The following is a 16,078-nucleotide window of genomic DNA, read 5'->3' as shown; positions in this document are numbered from 1 at the left end:
GATTTATTCCAATGGCGATTATAATGCTTTTCAGGCGATCACTGGTAATTGCCAATAAATAACAGCTATATGTACTATGTCCAAAGATCGTTCATTTTAAAAGTAGCTCGATTAAACTGTAAATAATTAAATTTATAGTCTTTGGTTAAAAAAATATTTTGGTTATCGAGCGAAACTTCTTAAAGAAATTAGCTTGACATCAGGTATGCGATCGCAATCTATTTTTATTAAAAATACTCATACCTCAGCTAGTTAATAACCAAATAATTCAATGGTAGAGTCTATAAAGTCGATTTTATTTCAAACTAAAATATTTTTGCTAATAGTTAAATTATTATTTAAATCGCACTTAATTTTTATTACATCAAAGCAGGTGGCATTTTGCGTTTCAGTAATCTGGTAGGCACGATCGCGCTATTAATCGCTATCTATATTCTGTGGCAAATACGCTTTATCGTGCTGCTAGCTTTTGCAGCAGTAGCTTTGGCGACGGCAATTAATTACTTAGTTCATTTCTTGATGAGACTGGGAATAAAAAAAAGAGGGATAGCGATTGTTGTATCTTTAGCTTTGCTAATACTGATTTTTGCTGGTTTTATTTTTATAGTCGTTCCTCCTTTTGTCGATCAGCTACAGCAAGCAATCGACTTATTTCCGCAAGCCGTAGATGAAATACAAATTTGGTTTAATTGGCTGCAAGAGAAAGTTCCCGAACAGTTGGTAGGGGAAATTCAGCGGTTGGAAAATGTTACTCGTAACTTACCTAGTTTGGCATCCAGGGTGATTGGTAATTTTTATAGTATTTTTACAGGTTCGTTAGGAGCTCTGTTAAATATACTGCTGGTTACAGTAATTACGATAATGTTATTGACCACTCCGCATCCATATATGCGGCTATATCTAGCTTTTTTTCCTTCTTTCTATCGTCGTCGCGCCGCTCAAATACTTAAAAAATGCGAAACAGCTTTAGTAGGTTGGACTAAAGGTATTTTGTTTAATATGTTGGTTATTACTGTTCTTAGCTGGCTGGGACTAACTATTTTGGGAGTCAAACTTCCTTTAGCTAATGCACTTTTGGCTGGCTTGCTGACCTTCATACCCAATATAGGACCTGTTTTAAGCTGTATACCACCGATAATTTTAGCTTTGCTCGATGCACCCTGGAAGGCATTAGCGGTGTTAATATTGTATATTTTGATTCAGCAAGTTGAAAGTAATATCTTGACTCCTTTAGTCATGAAACAGCAGGTATCTTTATTACCAGCAGTAACCTTACTCGCTCAAGCTACTTTTGCGATCTTTTTTGGTTTTATCGGTCTGTTTCTGGCACTACCACTAGCAGTTGTCGCTCAGGTATGGATTAATGAAGTCTTGATTAAAGATATACTGAGCAATTGGAATGGCAAAAAGCAACGTTTGGGTTCTAAATCAGCTAAAAATCCATTCGTTCGGCATCAAACTTCTCAGACTTCCCCCCAAGTTTTTACTACCGAAATCAGCTTTTCAGATGATGACCAAATAAGTGAGTAAGCTTTATTATTCGATGCAAGTTTGGTGCGGCGTTCGGTTTGGTAACGGCGGTTGAAAATTTATTCTGAGATACATGCGACAATTATTAATAGAGGTACAAGCGGGAAAAGGAAAGGCTATTTTAGAATTAGCCAAACAAAAGTTTGGGGGAACCAATTTAAGTCAGGTAGAAGCCAATAGTATCAGAGGCGCGATCGATTTAATATTTGTTTACCTTCCCAACTCCCAAATAGAAGATTTCTTAGCAGAGTTAGAAGACTTTTCCGAACTACACGTTACTCTTATTCCCAGAGGCGTAATGCCTTTACGACCCCCTGTAGCTGAAGTTCCCCAAAAAGTGATGGATGTCGAACCCAAAAGTCCTTTAGAAGTCTTTTTAGCTGGCTTACAAAGCGTGGGGTCTTGGAAAGGTTTTCTGGCTTATGCTGCGGCAGGTGGTGTTGTCGTCTGGATTGGTCTGTTTACCAACAGCAGTTTTTTATTAGTTGCGGCGATGCTGATCGCACCTTTTGCCGGACCTGCAATGAATACAGCGATCGCCACAGCCAGAGGAGACAGCATGTTGCTGCGAAAAAGTCTTTTGCGCTATGTGTCGGCAATTTCTGTAACTGTAATAGTAACAGCAATACTAAGCCTGGTTCTCAGGCAAGAATTAGCCACCAGCTCTATGGTAGAAAGCAGTAAAGTCTCTACTATTTCTGTGCTTTTACCTCTGGTAGGTGGTGCGGCAGGTGCATTAAATCTGGTGCAGTCAGAAAGAAGTAGTTTGGTTTCGGGAACTGCGGTCGGAATGCTGGTGGCTGCAGCTTTAGCACCTCCTGCGGGAACTTTGGGCATGGCAGCAGCCCTCGGTAGATGGGGAATGGTTCTCAATGGTTTGTTTTTATTAGTAATGCAATTAGTAGGGATTAATTTGGCTGCGGCGATTGTCTTTCGTTTATATGGTTTGTCGGTTGAGGGTGCGCGTTATAAGCGGGGTAAAAAATGGCTGTTTCCCATAACTCTGGGCATTACATCGCTTGTTTTAGTTGCTTTAGTTAGTCTGCAATTTTCTTTATCTCCCAATTTACAGCGTTCTAGTTTAGAACAGCGAGCCAATACTGAAGTGCAACAAGTAATTGAAAACAGCAATCTTGCTAGACTAGTTAAATCTAGCGTTAGTTTTACTCGTGCCAATATTGAGGGGCAAAATACTCTACTTTGTTTGGTTTACGTCCAGCGTCCCAATAACGTCACTGCCTCAGATAGAGAAATTAGTACCCGCCTTACTAAATTGATTCAAAACCGTTTGAGACAGAAAGATTTTCCAGCTACCCCTCTAGTAAATATCAATGTGTTAGAAGCTCCCTAAAACAGTATCAGGCAAAATTATTCTCAAAGTATAGTTTTACTACCTCGTTCGTTTCTTTTCTAGACAAATTTTTTATATTTCAGTCGTTCGCGCAATACTACGAATAGTTTAAACTCAAGTTTGTAGGTAATATCGACCGAGTGATTCAAGATATATAACATGACCGTGACTCGCATTTCAACAGGAATCAGTGGTTTAGATGAAATTTTATCTGGAGGATTAATTGTCAACCAGGCGTATTTAGTCAAAGGAGAAGCTGGTACTGGTAAAACTACTCTAGGATTTCATTTTCTCTTTGATGGTGTAGCTAGAGAAGAAAAAGTTTTATTTATTAGTTTTAGCGAATCAGAAGCACAACTGCGTCGTAATGCCAGGTTAATCGGAATAGATCTCGACCGAGTTGAATTCCTCGATCTCAGCCCGACTGCTGGTTTTTTTACCGAAGACCAAACTTACGATATTTTTTCTCCAGCAGAGGTTGAAAAACGTCCAGTTACTCAAAACATTATTGATACTATCGATCGCCTCAAACCTCAGCGCATTTTTTTAGATGCCATAACTCAATTTCGTTTTTTGGCATCAGACCCCTTTCAGTTTCGCAAACAGGTGCAATCTTTTTTACGCTTCACGGTTGATTGCAATATAACTTTGTTGTTTGCTTCTGAAGGTAGCGATCGCTTTCCCGACGACGATCTTCAATTTATGAGTGATGGAGTGATTCAGTTGAACTCCAAGCCAGAAAAACGCAGTTTGATAGTTTCTAAATTTCGGGGTTCTAGTTTTTTGGGAGGCTATCACGATTTGCACTTAGGCGATCGCGGCATCAAAGTTTTTCCTCGTTTGGTTTCTCAAGCCTATCAACGCAATTTTATATCTGAATCTATTTCTTCTGGCATCCCCGAAATCGACGAATTACTGTATGGAGGTATCGAACGCGGTACGGTTACAATTATTAGCGGACCTAGTGGCGTTGGCAAATCGACTTTTGGCGTTCAGTTCATGAAAGAAGCCGCAGGTAGGGGAGAGCGATCGGTACTCTATGCTTTTGAAGAAGGAATAGAAACTATATTAAAGCGTTGCGAAGCAGTCAATATTCCCGTTCGTGCGATGATCGAGCGTGGTACTCTCTCGATAGTTTCAGTCGAGCCACTAGAATATACTCCCGATCGATTCGCACATTTAGTACGCACTGAAGTAGAACAAAACAAGGCCAAAATAGTCATGGTTGACAGCACCTCTGGCTATAAACTCTCAATGCAGGGAAAAGATCTAATTCGTCAGCTACACTCTTTGTGTCAGTATCTTAAAAACATGGGGATAACAGTTATTTTAGTTAATGAAACCCATACTATTGCTGGAAGCGAATTTAGCGTTACTGAAGAAGGACTTTCTTACATAGCAGATAATTTAATTTTTCTACGTTACTTAGAATTAGGAGGTAAATTACGTAAGGCGATCGGCGTACTCAAAAAAAGAGTATCAGATTTCGAGCGGACTTTACGAGAATTTACCATTACCAAATATGGCATTAAGGTAGGAGAGCCTTTATCCCAGTTGAGAGGAATACTTAGCGGCGTACCAGAATGGAGCAAAAACAACAGAGAAGACGATTGTTAATAGGCTTTATTGAGTATTAGTTAGTTTCCCAAATAGCCAGTATGAACCACACTATCTTATTGCTGATCGAGCATGAAGAAAATCGTAATTTGTTGTCCCAATGGCTTGCAGGACAATATCGAGTTTTGTTGCCTGAAGCTAAATGCGATTTTGCCAATCGAGGAGAACAATTGCTGACCCAGCCTTTTGATTTGTGTTTTGTAGATTTTTCTTCCATCCAGCAATTACGGCAGCAAATTCTTGCCAGAAGAAAAAAAGCAGTACCCGTATTTTTGCCATTTGTCTTTTTGACCAATCTGCAAAACATTGGTATCTCTACAGATCATCTAGAATCAGTAATTGACGATGTGATTCACATACCTGTTGCCAAGATCGAACTGCAAACCAAGTTAAGGGTTCTGATGCGATCGCGTTCTGATTCATTACAGCTTCAGCAAGCAAAAGAGGAAGTCGATCGCGCTTTGAGCCAGGAAAAAGAACTCAATCGCCTCAAATCTCACTTCGTTTCCGTCGTTTCACATGAATTCCGCAATCCACTCAATAGTATTTCGGGAATGGCTCAAATTTTAAAGACCTATGGCGATAAATTGACTCCAGAAAAAAAAGTTGAGGTTTTTGAACAGCTACAGCGCAACGTTACGAAGATGACCGATCTTTTAGAAGATGTGCTTGTTGTTAGCCGTAAAGATCTGGACAAATTTGAATTCAAAACTGCACCTTTAGAATTACCAGCTTTTTGTCAGAGTTTAATTAGAGAAATACAGACAGTTTTTGACAGAGAAATTCAAATTAACTTTGTTTATCGAGCAGAAAGACGACAGTTCGATCTAGACCGCCATCTAATAGAGCGTATTCTGAGCAATTTGCTTACCAATGCCTGCAAGTATTCTCCGCCAGATAGTGTAGTTGAGTTTCAGGTATACTGCCAAGCTTCAGAAGTAGTATTTGTAATTGGCGATCGCGGTATTGGCATTCCTGCTGAAGACCTCGATAATCTATTCGAGCCGTTTTATCGCGCTAGTAATTCTCATCAAGTTCGGGGAACGGGGTTGGGATTAAGCATTGTCAAACAATGTGTAGATTTACATCAGGGCAAAATTAATGTCGAAAGCAAATTAGGCGAAGGCACTACTTTTACGATTAGTTTTCCCTGCTAGCGATCGCATTTTCCTAATTAATGACACGTCTTACTCAGCAGAACGCAACGTACAGTCAGATGCAAAATACTAGATTGAGGCAGCAAAAATTTTTATGACGATTTAATTTAGCCGCACTACAGAAATAGTAAACTAATGGTGAGAATCAAAACCGCTTAATATAAGTTAAAGCTTACAAATCACTTGCTCGTTATACGATGCAGTAAACTCTGACGGTTAGTCAAAAGCAATAACTATTGATTTTTGCATACTTTCCTGTTTTCAAACATATAAGACATATAGTAGTTCTCGAATTGAGTTAACCCTAAGCAATAATTTGGGCAAAAGGCAAAGCATTTACTGAAACACATAATGCCAAGTTTCTATTAGCATGAGCCTTTGAACATCGAAGATGGGTTTCATTCAAACGAAACTATGAAAATGGAAAATAAAAAGTCGTAATCGTGGCAAGCCGCGCTCTTTTGTGCTTAAAACGAAAATGCTTTTGTTTGCTGGTTCAAAAAACACTCGATAATAACAATTATTAAATGGGAGAAGTTGAAAGCTATGTCTGACAACGATCGACAAGAATTAAATACCGAAGCAGTTCCTTTCTTCGCTCGTTATCTAGAAGACCAAGACTACCAAGAAGAGCTTTCTGAAGAGGAATCACAACACATTGGTGGTGGTCGCCGCCCCCTAATCCAGACTAAAAAAGCCCCTTCCGACAATGAAGAGGTTTGCGGTGGTGGATTCGTAACAACAATGAAATATCCTTCAGACAATGAAGAGGGTGGCGGAGGAAGTGTAGTAACCCTTAAATTTCCCTCCGATAATGAAGAAGGGGGCGGTGGGGTAATAAAGCACAAGCATCCTTCTAACAAAAAAGATTTACAGAAATAAATCAAGCAGATTTCCTAACCAAAAAGCGGCAGATCGTAGCCGCTTTTTGAGATTTTGCTGGTTCGAGCGCGATAATATGTTTTATGAGTTTACCAGGCGATATTGTTTTACTACTGACCCATAGTCAAGATTATTTTACGGTTGATAGAGTGGCAGAGGCTCTAACAAAATCAGGCGTACGTCCGTTTCGCCTCGACAGCGATCGCTTTCCTCTGGAGATCGAACTTGTAGCTCGAATTAGTAGTTCGGAACTTGATTATCGGCTAGAGTACGGCAAAGAAATAATCGCGCTAGAACAGGTGCGAGCTGTTTGGATGCGCCGTATCTGGCAACCCAATCTAGAAAAAGTAGCTCCGCAGTTTCGAGCGGCATGTGCTAGAGAATCGTCAGTTGCTTTGCGTAGTCTGTTATCTAATTGGCAGGCAGTACGTTGGGTTGACGACTTACAGCAGATCGAGCAAGGGGAGAACAAATTACGACAGTTGGAAATAGCTAGAGAAGTCGGTCTTCGTATTCCTCGCACTCTTGTTACCAATCACCCCGAAGAAGTACGCCAGTTCTTTCAGTCGGTCAACGGCAAAGCGATCGCCAAACTAATGACACCACTTTCTACAGGTATGGAAGGTTCTGCTTTTTTTGTTTATACCAGTGTCGTCCAACCAGAAGATCTGTTAGAAGCCGAGACACTCCGCTATAGCCCGATGATTTTCCAAGAGCAAATCCCCAAGCACAGAGAATTAAGGGTAGTGTTTGTCGCTGGAAACTTTTTTGTCGGGGCGTTAGATGCCTCTCGTTATTCAGCTACTACGATGGACTGGCGACGAGCAGCTATGACAGATTCTCCCTGGGAATCAGACGATTTGCCCGATGCAGTAGCCAGCAAACTCAAGGCTTTAATGGCAAAATTAAAATTGATTTTTGGCGCGATCGATTTGATTGAAACACCAGACGGCGAGTATGTGTTTCTGGAAGTCAACCCTACAGGAGAGTGGGGAATGTTAGAGCGAGATTTGGGTTACTCCATTTCAGGAGCGATCGCCAATGCCCTATTATCTTAAGTTCGAGGAATTAACATGTGCGTTCTAATCGTTACTCACAGTCAAGATAATGAAAGTATTCCTCTGGTAATCGATGCGATCGAGTCTCAAGGTGGGCGAGCTTTTCGCTTCGATACAGATCGCTTTCCCACTCAAGTACGGTTAGATATCTATTATGGTAGAGAAGAAGAACGGCTAACGCTCTTTTCAGAGGCAGCAACCCTCGATCTTCGAGAAGTATCGGCAGTTTGGTATCGACGTATAGCGATTGGTTCGAGGATTCCCGATACTATGGAACCGCAAATGCGACAAGCTTCGGTGCAAGAATCGCGCGTAACTGTTCGAGGACTACTCGCCAGCCTTCAAGCGTTTTATTTAGACTCCATAATCAAGGTCGAACGAGCGAAAAACAAACAGCTTCAGCTTAAAATAGCGCGAGAAATAGGACTCGATATTCCTCGTAACTTAACTACTAATAATCCAGAAGCAGTAAAAGAATTTGTTGCAACCTGCCGAGAAGGGGCAATCGCTAAGATGCTTTCTTCTTTTGCTATTTACGACGAACGAGGGCAGGAGCGAGTAGTTTTTACCAATCCAGTTCGATCGGAAGATTTGGAAAACCTTGATGGACTGAATTTTTGTCCGATGACGTTTCAAGAGCAAATTCCCAAGACACTAGAGTTGCGGTCGACTATTGTAGGAGAGCGAGTATTTACGGCTGCGATTGACTCACAAAGTAATTCACATGCACGTCATGACTGGCGGCGACAGGGACTAGTAATGATTAAAGACTGGAAGTCCTATGAATTACCCTCTGAGATAACTGAAAAGCTGCTAGAGCTGATGCGGTACTTTGGTTTAAATTATGGCGCGATCGATCTAATTCTTACTCCCGATAACCGCTATGTCTTTTTAGAAGTCAATCCAGTTGGTGAGTTTTTTTGGCTAGAATGCTATCCACCTTGCTTTCCAATTTCTCAAGCGATCGCCGAGCTTTTAGTTAGAGGTTAAAAAATTTTTGACTGGCGATCGCTGTAACTTAAAAAAAAGCATCGAGCAACTTGGCGATCGTGACATCAGTTACAATTCAAACCTATCAAATTAAATTCTCTTGCATAATAAATAAAGAGTAATTTTTAAAAAGCAAACAACAATGGGGATCGAACATAGCGAGTACCGAAAAAGACGGCAGCAAATAATGGAAAAAGTTGGCAGTGGTACGGCGATTTTTCGCAGTGCGCCAATGGCGGTGATGCACAACGATGTCGAATATGCCTACCGTCAGGACAGCAGCTTTTATTATTTGACAGGATTTAACGAACCTGAAGCCGTTGCCGTATTCGCACCCCATCATGAAGAACATCAGTATATTCTGTTCGTGCAGCCAAAAGATCCTGAAAAAGAAACCTGGACGGGATATCGCTGTGGAGTAGAAGCCGCCAAAGAAATCTATGGTGCCGATGAAGCTTATCCTATTAACGAGCTAAATGAAAAATTACCCCAATATTTAATTAATGCCGATCGCATTTACTATCATTTAGGCAGCGATCGCCATTTTAACGATGTAGTTCTCTCACATTGGCAAAGTACTTTAAGAAGATATCAAAAATTTGGCAAAGCACCCCTAGCCTTGGAAGATAGCAGACAGTTAATCTTTCCCATGCGCCTAGTTAAAAGTCCGACAGAAATCGCCATGATGCGTAAAGCCACTAAGATTTCGGCAATGGCGCACAACCGCGCCAGAGAATTTACTCGTCCTGGAGTTTACGAATATCAAATACAGGCGGAAATCGAGCATATTTTTCGCAAAGAAGGAGGAATTGGGATTGCGTATCCCTCAATTGTCGCTTCTGGTGCTAATGCTTGTGTTCTTCACTATATAGAAAACAATCGTCAAGTAGAAGAAAACGATTTAGTATTAATTGATGCTGGCTGTTCCTATGATTATTACAATGGCGATATTACCCGTACCTTTCCCGCTAGTGGTAAGTTTACTCCCGAACAAAAAGCAATATATGAAATTGTCTTAGAAGCTCAACTAAAGGCAATCGAGGAAGTACAGCCAGGAAAACCCTATAATGAATTTCACGATATGGCTGTTTGCGTTATCGTCCAGGGATTGTTAGATTTAGGCTTGCTAAAAGGCGATCTAGAAGAAATTATTAAAGAAGAAAAATACAAGCCTTTTTATATGCACCGTACGGGTCACTGGTTGGGGCTTGACGTGCACGATGTAGGAACCTACAAGCATAATGAAGAAACGTGGCAGAGTTTACAGCCAGGACATATATTAACCGTAGAACCTGGAATTTATATTTCTCCTCACATCAAGCCAGCCGAAGGACAGCCAGAAATTAGCGATCGCTGGAAGGGCATTGGAGTAAGGATCGAAGACGATCTTTTAGTTACAGCAACGGGACACGATATTTTAACTGCAGATGTACCCAAGTCAGTTGCAGATATGGAAACATAGTAATTTTCTTAAATGAACGAAACTATTACCTATCCCATAGTAGAAACCTTTCATTCAGTACAGGGAGAAGGTGCATGGACTGGTACGAATGCCTTTTTTATTCGCTTGGGTGGTTGCGATGTTCACTGTCCCTGGTGCGATACCAAACATTCTTGGAATGCCAAAAAACATCCCCAACAGCTAATAAAAGATATAGCTAAAGCTGCTAAAGCTGCTAATCCTAAGATTGTCATCGTCACAGGTGGCGAACCACTAATACACGATCTAGTTCCTCTTACCGCAGCTATTAAAAAATTGGGAATGCAGGTTCATTTAGAAACCTCTGGCGCACATCCTTTTAGCGGTAATTTCGATTGGGTAACGTTTTCTCCCAAACAGTTTAAACCACCCCACTTGAGTATTTACGATCGCGTTAGCGAACTAAAAGTAGTTGTAGCTAACCAAGAAGATTTAGAGTGGGCAGAACGGCAAGCACAAATGGTTGCTTCCGATGCGGTCAGATATCTACAGCCAGAATGGAACACTCCGCAGAGTAAAGACTTAATTTTTAACTATATTCTCCAGCATCCACAGTGGCGTATTAGCCTACAAACTCATAAGTTGTTACAAATAAGATAAAAAATTGCCAGTTTATCAATAAATATTTATCTTAACTTCATGAAATTACCCGCTATAGCGATTGACTTAATCAACTGTATTATCTTAGAGTTAACTTTAGATTAAATTAAAGTTAATAAAATAAATATAGCTAGAATTGAATATAACTAAAAACACCCAATCCCTTGCTAAGTATAAATTTAGTTTTTATGGAATAGTTTATGCATTAGTATTAGCCTTATTATTCATGGCTGCAACTGTTGGTTTGATAACAGATATTCCTACCGATCGCCTAACCAGAGATATAGCAGCAATTGCAGAAGTCCCATCTTTCTACGGCATGATTTCCAATATTGGTATTTTGTTGTGGTGTGCTTCTGCTTCTATTTGTCTATTTGTTTTTGCAGTGCTACAAAAGTTAAAAATCAAAACTATTGCTTTTAAAAATAATTTTCTATCTTTTTTACTGTTTTCTGGTCTGATAACATTGATGCTAATGTTTGACGATTTGTTTTTGCTACACGAAGATATTTTTCCGAGTTTGAATATTTCTGAGATGGTAGTTTATTCGAGCTATGTAACTGTAGTTTTACTTTACCTATTAAAATTTAGAAAAATAATATTTAGCACTACCTGGGGAATTCTTTGCTTGGGATTTTTGTTTTTTGCAGCTTCTCTAACAATCGATTTCTTTTCCATATCGGGCAGTAGGATTACTTTGCTGGAAGATGGATTTAAACTGCTCGGTATCGCCAGTTGGTTTAGTTATTTTGTTAGTTTGTGCTTTGAAACTGTAAAAAATACTATTGACTCGAATTTGAACCACTATAGAAGACGTTAATTATCTACAAAAACGATCTAAAGTAGTAAAAACAGTATTTGTTTATGAATAAAGCAGTTGTCTTACTATCTGGGGGCTTAGATTCAGCTACTACGGCGGCAATTGCCATCGCAGACAATTACGAAGCGATCGCCCTTTCTTTTCGCTACGGACAACGCCATGAAAAAGAGCTACGTTCGGCAGCCAAAGTTGCCGAGGCGTTAAATATCGGCGAACACTATATTATTGATGTTAATTTAGCTCAGTGGGGTGGTTCTTCATTAACCGATACTACTCAAACTTTACCTCAAGAAGGCGTACAGTCAGATATTATTCCTTCAACTTACGTACCAGGGCGTAATACGGTATTTATCGCGATCGCTCTTTCTCTAGCAGAAGCAAAAGGTGCATCTGCTATATATCTTGGCATTAATGCTGTAGACTATTCGGGTTATCCCGATTGTCGCCCCGAATATTTACAGGCGTATCAAAATTTAGCCAACCTCGCTTCTAAAGCTGGTATCGAAGGTCATGCGCCCCAACTAATCGCACCTTTAGCTAAAGCTTCTAAAGTCGATATAGTTCGTCGTGCGCTAGAGTTAAATGTACCTATCGCCGATACCTGGTCTTGCTATCAAGGACAAGCAACTCCCTGCGGTAGATGCGACTCTTGTCGGATACGCGATCGCGCACTTATTGAAATTGGAAGATTGGATTTAGTCAGTCCCTTTGCTCAAAATAATAATTATAAATAGTTTAAATATAAAATGTTTTTTAGGATATTTTTTTATAACCTCAAACTTAATTTTAAAACAAGTTAAATATCTTTTTCTAGTAAATTTATCAATTTTAAAGACCAAACTATTGAGCGAGTTACTAATATTTACGCTACTTTAGCTTCTAGCACTATACCCAACTGCTTGATGCCTTTGTGTAAATGTCGGGTTACGGTCATTGGACTAATGCCAATATGTTTTGCAGCTTCTTTACGGGGTAAATCCCACAAAAAAACACACTCTATAGCTGCTTTGGTTTTATCTTCTAAAGTATTCAATGCTTTTTGCAACTGCATTTTATCGTCCTCTAATTTCCTCAATTCAGCAGCACGAGGATCGGCAATTGTGTCACCGACTGTTATAGAAGAGTCTAAAGCATTATTAACTACAGCATCTAAACTAATTGGCAAGCGATTTTGTAATGCTAGACGACACTCACTCCATTCTTCAAGTGGCACATCCAAACCATTAGCAATTTCCAAATCGTTAGGCAAACGACCAAACTGTTCTGTCAATTCTTTTCTTAGTTTTTTGCCTTTAGTATAGAGTTCTTGCCATCGGCGAGGAATTCTCATCATGCTGCCTTTATCTCTAAGATAGTGCAGCATTTCGCCGCGAATGTATGGTATTGCAAATGAGCTAAATGCCGCTCCTTGATAAGGCTCAAAACGTTCGATAGCTCTAATTAAACCTAAATAACCAATTTGTTCCAAATCTTCATAAGGTTCGTTACATCTTCGGCAGATTTGGTGAGCGACTTTACGCACTAAACCAGCGTTTAATTCTACTAATTTATTGCGTAGTTCTAAAGAAGGACTATTAAAATAAATTTTAAGCAGCTCTATAGATTGATAACTAAGAGATTGAGTAGACATAAATCAATAAAAGCTATGATAACAGCAACCCCATGAAGTTCCATATTCGATGGGTCAATTTAAACTTTATTGTCTAATGTTTGACAAAGCTATACCATAGTTGTTTTACGGAAAATTAAAATATTTTTTTTTTATTCTCAGCACATATACGGAAAAAAAACTAAAAATGACAATACGCTAGTTTGGCTATCTGTTACTTAATCTAGTGGAGAATTGTTATATGTTCGCTGCTTATTCTCCCAACTTTGTTCGAGATATTCTAAATCTTCTTCTCTGTTCAAAAAGATTCTCAGCCTTGCTCCCATCTCGATTTTTTTGATTTGTCCGATCTTTGGCTTTTATGTACGTGAGTATACTTAAAGTCAAAACTTAAAACAGCAATTTACAAAAAAATAACCGAATGTTTTAGATCGGAAGTCGATCTACCAAAACTAAAGAGCAGAGCAAGCTTTTATAGCCATACTTTTAGTTTGAACAGAACAAATAGGAATGAATAATTTAGTCGATATTTGGTAAAAAATTAATCTGTTCGGTCGCAGGTTTAGGCAATGTTTCTCTTGGCTCTGGGCGATCGGTCAGACCTAACTTTTTGAGTAGTATTACTACACCAATTCCTAAAATAAGACCACCAACTAAACCGCCAATAATTAGCTTCTTGAACAAATTTACTATTTGTTTTTTTTGTGCTTGATAATTATCGACTGAAGTAATTTTTGGTTCGTTGGAAGGATCGAAATTTAATTCGGAGTTTTGAAATTTTTGCAGAGATTTATCGTTGTCGAATTGGTCTTCTGGTTGATACATAGATTTATAAAATTAATAAATATTTAAAGCAGTATAGTTATATTTTAAGCTATCTTATGAAACTACTTTTGAGCTGCAATCAAACTTCGGTTTTAAATAAGTAGCAAAACCAGCCACTAATAAAGTTAAGCCACCTGTAATCCATAAGGGAGTTTGATAATCAAAACTAACCAGTAAACCAGAAATAATCGGTCCGATCGCATTAGAGATGCTTAAATAAGCAGCATTAATTCCCAATACTTCTCCCTGTTTTTGAGGACTGGTATTTAGTGACAGCACTGTATCGATTAACGGCATGGGAAAAGAATTAACCAAACCAAAAATACTCAAAATTACTACAAACGCGGCAAAAGTAGGAAAAGTAGGCATGAGCATAAAAGTCAGCCCTCTTATTGCCAGGGTTACAGCAATAATATTCATCAGATTAAAGCGTTTGCTCAAAGGTTCTAGAGCAACCACCTGAGAAATAAACCCTAGCATACCGACAATGGCAAACATAATCGCCAGACTTTTGGTATCTCGATCGAGTACGTTGAGAAAAAATGGCTGAAAGGCAAAGGTAAAAATAGTAAAGGTACTACCGCTTAAAAACGTCAGAATAAACAACTGTCCTAGTTTGGGAATAGTTGCCGACTTAGCAATCTTGCCAAAGGCAAAATCATTCCAGCTTAATTTAAAATTTCCTTTTTGCGATCGCGTTTCTGGTAAAAATATTACTGTAAGTATTAAAGCGATAGCAGCGATCGCCGCACTAACTACAAAGCTCATTCCTAAAGAAGAAATTCCCGCGACGGTAGGTAATTGTTGTGCTAGATAACTTAAAAACGGACCGACAACAAAACCCAAACGAAAAGTAGCACTAAAAATTCCAAAGGCTTTAGGGCGTTGGGAAGCATCGGTAATATCGCTAATAACAGCCCTGGCAACCGAAGTATTACCGCCAGTCAAACCGTCTAAAACTCTGGCAGCATAAAGCAACCAGGCAACTGCCGCCATGCTGGCAACAACATTCGCCAGTACCGTTCCTGCCAGACTCACAATTAGTATGGATTTACGTCCCAAACGATCTGAAAGGCTTCCCAAAATTGGCGTTCCCAGAAATTGAGACAGAGCAAATGCTGTAGTTAACAAACTGGCTTGAAAATCACTCAACCCAAATTGTTTGGCGTAAGGATAGAGTAAAGGAATAATTATGGTAAAGCTAACCGAGTTAATAAAGGCAATTGCGGTAACTAGCCAAAATATAGGCGGTAGATCGAATTGCTGTCGCCAGATTTGTTTCATCTAAAAATTTAATTTATTAGCATTAAAGCATAACTTTAATTGATGCGATCGCCTATCTATCAGTTGCTGGAGGTTTGAGTTTATCTTTCTATCTTTTTTGCAGTATCGCCTTCATTACTGTCTTAGATTTTTCGATATCTTCGGCAGCAGGGGCGGTTTGTCGCCAACTGGCTCTTTGCTGTAAATTATCCAGCCATTTGCTTACCCTTAAATAAGGTTCCAGGGAAATACCCAACAAGGGAATAGATGCTACCGCAGTTCCTGCTACAATATCAGCATAGGTCAGGCGATCGCCTATAAAATATTCAGAATTAGCTGTTAAATTAGCTTCAAAATACTGTAATGCTGTTGCCATAGTTTGCTTGGCTGCATCTACTTGCTTATCAGCAACATCTACATCCAACATCTGTTTCATTAAAGCAATAGAGGCTGGCGGTAATTCGTTAACGGTAACTAATTCGAGCATACGAACTTTAGCAATATCTCTAGCATCGGTAGGCATTAATGAAGTTTCGGGATATTTGGCTTCTAAATAATCGAGAATTGCTAGAGATTCAAAAATACTAAAATCTTCATCTACTAATACTGGTATGTGATGAAAGGGATTGAGTTGAAGAAAATCTGGCTGAAACTGGTCGCCGTTTAGCTTCATTAAAATCGGTTCAAATTCTAGATTCTTTTCCAATAAAGTAACCCAAACTCTGCGAGCGTTTACAGACAAGCGAGAATAGTAAAATTTCAACATAGAGAAAAAGTTAAAAGTCAAAAGCGGCGAGAACCCGCGTCGGCGAAAGACGCAAGGGAACGCTCGCCAAGACAGTCAAAACTAAGATGCTTAACCCTTCGACAATGAGCAATGAGCAGATATCAGTGGT

General features: G+C 39.4%; 15 protein-coding genes. 11 read left to right on the top strand and 4 right to left on the bottom strand.

Features of this window, described 5'->3' with window-relative positions; translation table 11 throughout:
- Positions 1-381: 381 nt before the first annotated feature.
- The 11 genes from KV40_RS10165 to queC all read left to right on the top strand — a co-directional run bounded on the left by KV40_RS10165 (position 382) and on the right by queC (position 12,219).
- On the top strand, positions 382-1,530 hold the full coding sequence (locus KV40_RS10165; RefSeq protein WP_036480483.1) for an AI-2E family transporter: 1,149 nt from the start codon (positions 382-384) through the stop codon (positions 1,528-1,530).
- 73 nt (positions 1,531-1,603) lie between these two features.
- Entirely contained in the window at positions 1,604-2,881 is a 1,278-nt protein-coding gene (locus KV40_RS10160) for a DUF389 domain-containing protein (RefSeq protein ID WP_036480480.1), read from the top strand.
- Positions 2,882-3,040: 159 nt separating this feature from the next.
- A complete protein-coding gene (locus KV40_RS10155; protein WP_036480477.1) occupies positions 3,041-4,498 on the top strand; it encodes an ATPase domain-containing protein in 1,458 nt (485 codons plus the stop codon).
- Positions 4,499-4,539: 41 nt separating this feature from the next.
- Entirely contained in the window at positions 4,540-5,655 is a 1,116-nt protein-coding gene (locus KV40_RS10150; RefSeq protein ID WP_036480475.1) for a HAMP domain-containing sensor histidine kinase, read from the top strand.
- Positions 5,656-6,201: 546 nt separating this feature from the next.
- Positions 6,202-6,537 (top strand): microviridin/marinostatin family tricyclic proteinase inhibitor, encoded by a 336-nt coding sequence (locus KV40_RS10145; protein WP_036480472.1) that lies wholly within the window; start codon positions 6,202-6,204, stop codon positions 6,535-6,537.
- A gap of 83 nt (positions 6,538-6,620) precedes the next feature.
- Complete coding sequence (locus KV40_RS10140) at positions 6,621-7,595, top strand: MvdC family ATP-grasp ribosomal peptide maturase (protein ID WP_036480470.1); 975 nt, start codon at positions 6,621-6,623, stop codon at positions 7,593-7,595.
- Positions 7,596-7,610: 15 nt separating this feature from the next.
- Positions 7,611-8,585, top strand: coding sequence for an MvdD family ATP-grasp ribosomal peptide maturase (locus KV40_RS10135; RefSeq protein WP_036480469.1), 975 nt, complete (start codon positions 7,611-7,613; stop codon positions 8,583-8,585).
- A 142-nt stretch (positions 8,586-8,727) separates the two neighbouring features.
- On the top strand, positions 8,728-10,047 hold the full coding sequence (locus tag KV40_RS10130) for an aminopeptidase P N-terminal domain-containing protein (RefSeq protein WP_036480468.1): 1,320 nt from the start codon (positions 8,728-8,730) through the stop codon (positions 10,045-10,047).
- A 12-nt stretch (positions 10,048-10,059) separates the two neighbouring features.
- Complete coding sequence (locus KV40_RS10125; RefSeq protein WP_036480466.1) at positions 10,060-10,665, top strand: 7-carboxy-7-deazaguanine synthase QueE; 606 nt, start codon at positions 10,060-10,062, stop codon at positions 10,663-10,665.
- Between the two features lie 226 nt (positions 10,666-10,891).
- Complete coding sequence (locus KV40_RS10120) at positions 10,892-11,485, top strand: hypothetical protein (RefSeq protein WP_052055520.1); 594 nt, start codon at positions 10,892-10,894, stop codon at positions 11,483-11,485.
- 44 nt (positions 11,486-11,529) lie between these two features.
- The gene (gene queC / locus KV40_RS10115) at positions 11,530-12,219 is read left to right on the top strand and encodes a 7-cyano-7-deazaguanine synthase QueC (protein ID WP_036480465.1); all 690 of its coding nucleotides are present in this window, start codon (positions 11,530-11,532) and stop codon (positions 12,217-12,219) included.
- Positions 12,220-12,347: 128 nt separating this feature from the next.
- On the opposite strand, the gene KV40_RS10110 is transcribed toward queC, so the two are convergent.
- From KV40_RS10110 to KV40_RS10095, 4 genes are all read right to left on the bottom strand, one after another.
- Positions 12,348-13,115: an RNA polymerase sigma factor SigF gene (locus KV40_RS10110; RefSeq protein WP_036480463.1), complete on the bottom strand. Its 768-nt coding sequence runs from the start codon at positions 13,113-13,115 to the stop codon at positions 12,348-12,350.
- 498 nt (positions 13,116-13,613) lie between these two features.
- Positions 13,614-13,919: a hypothetical protein gene (locus KV40_RS10105; RefSeq protein WP_036480462.1), complete on the bottom strand. Its 306-nt coding sequence runs from the start codon at positions 13,917-13,919 to the stop codon at positions 13,614-13,616.
- A 54-nt stretch (positions 13,920-13,973) separates the two neighbouring features.
- The gene (locus KV40_RS10100) at positions 13,974-15,203 is read right to left on the bottom strand and encodes an MFS transporter (RefSeq protein ID WP_036480459.1); all 1,230 of its coding nucleotides are present in this window, start codon (positions 15,201-15,203) and stop codon (positions 13,974-13,976) included.
- Positions 15,204-15,291: 88 nt separating this feature from the next.
- A complete protein-coding gene (locus tag KV40_RS10095; protein ID WP_036480458.1) occupies positions 15,292-15,948 on the bottom strand; it encodes a glutathione S-transferase family protein in 657 nt (218 codons plus the stop codon).
- Positions 15,949-16,078: the final 130 nt, after the last annotated feature.

The sequence above is a fragment of the Myxosarcina sp. GI1 genome (assembly GCF_000756305.1).
Taxonomy (GTDB): Bacteria; Cyanobacteriota; Cyanobacteriia; order Cyanobacteriales; family Xenococcaceae; genus Myxosarcina.
This window is presented reverse-complemented; position numbering and strand designations above follow the sequence as displayed.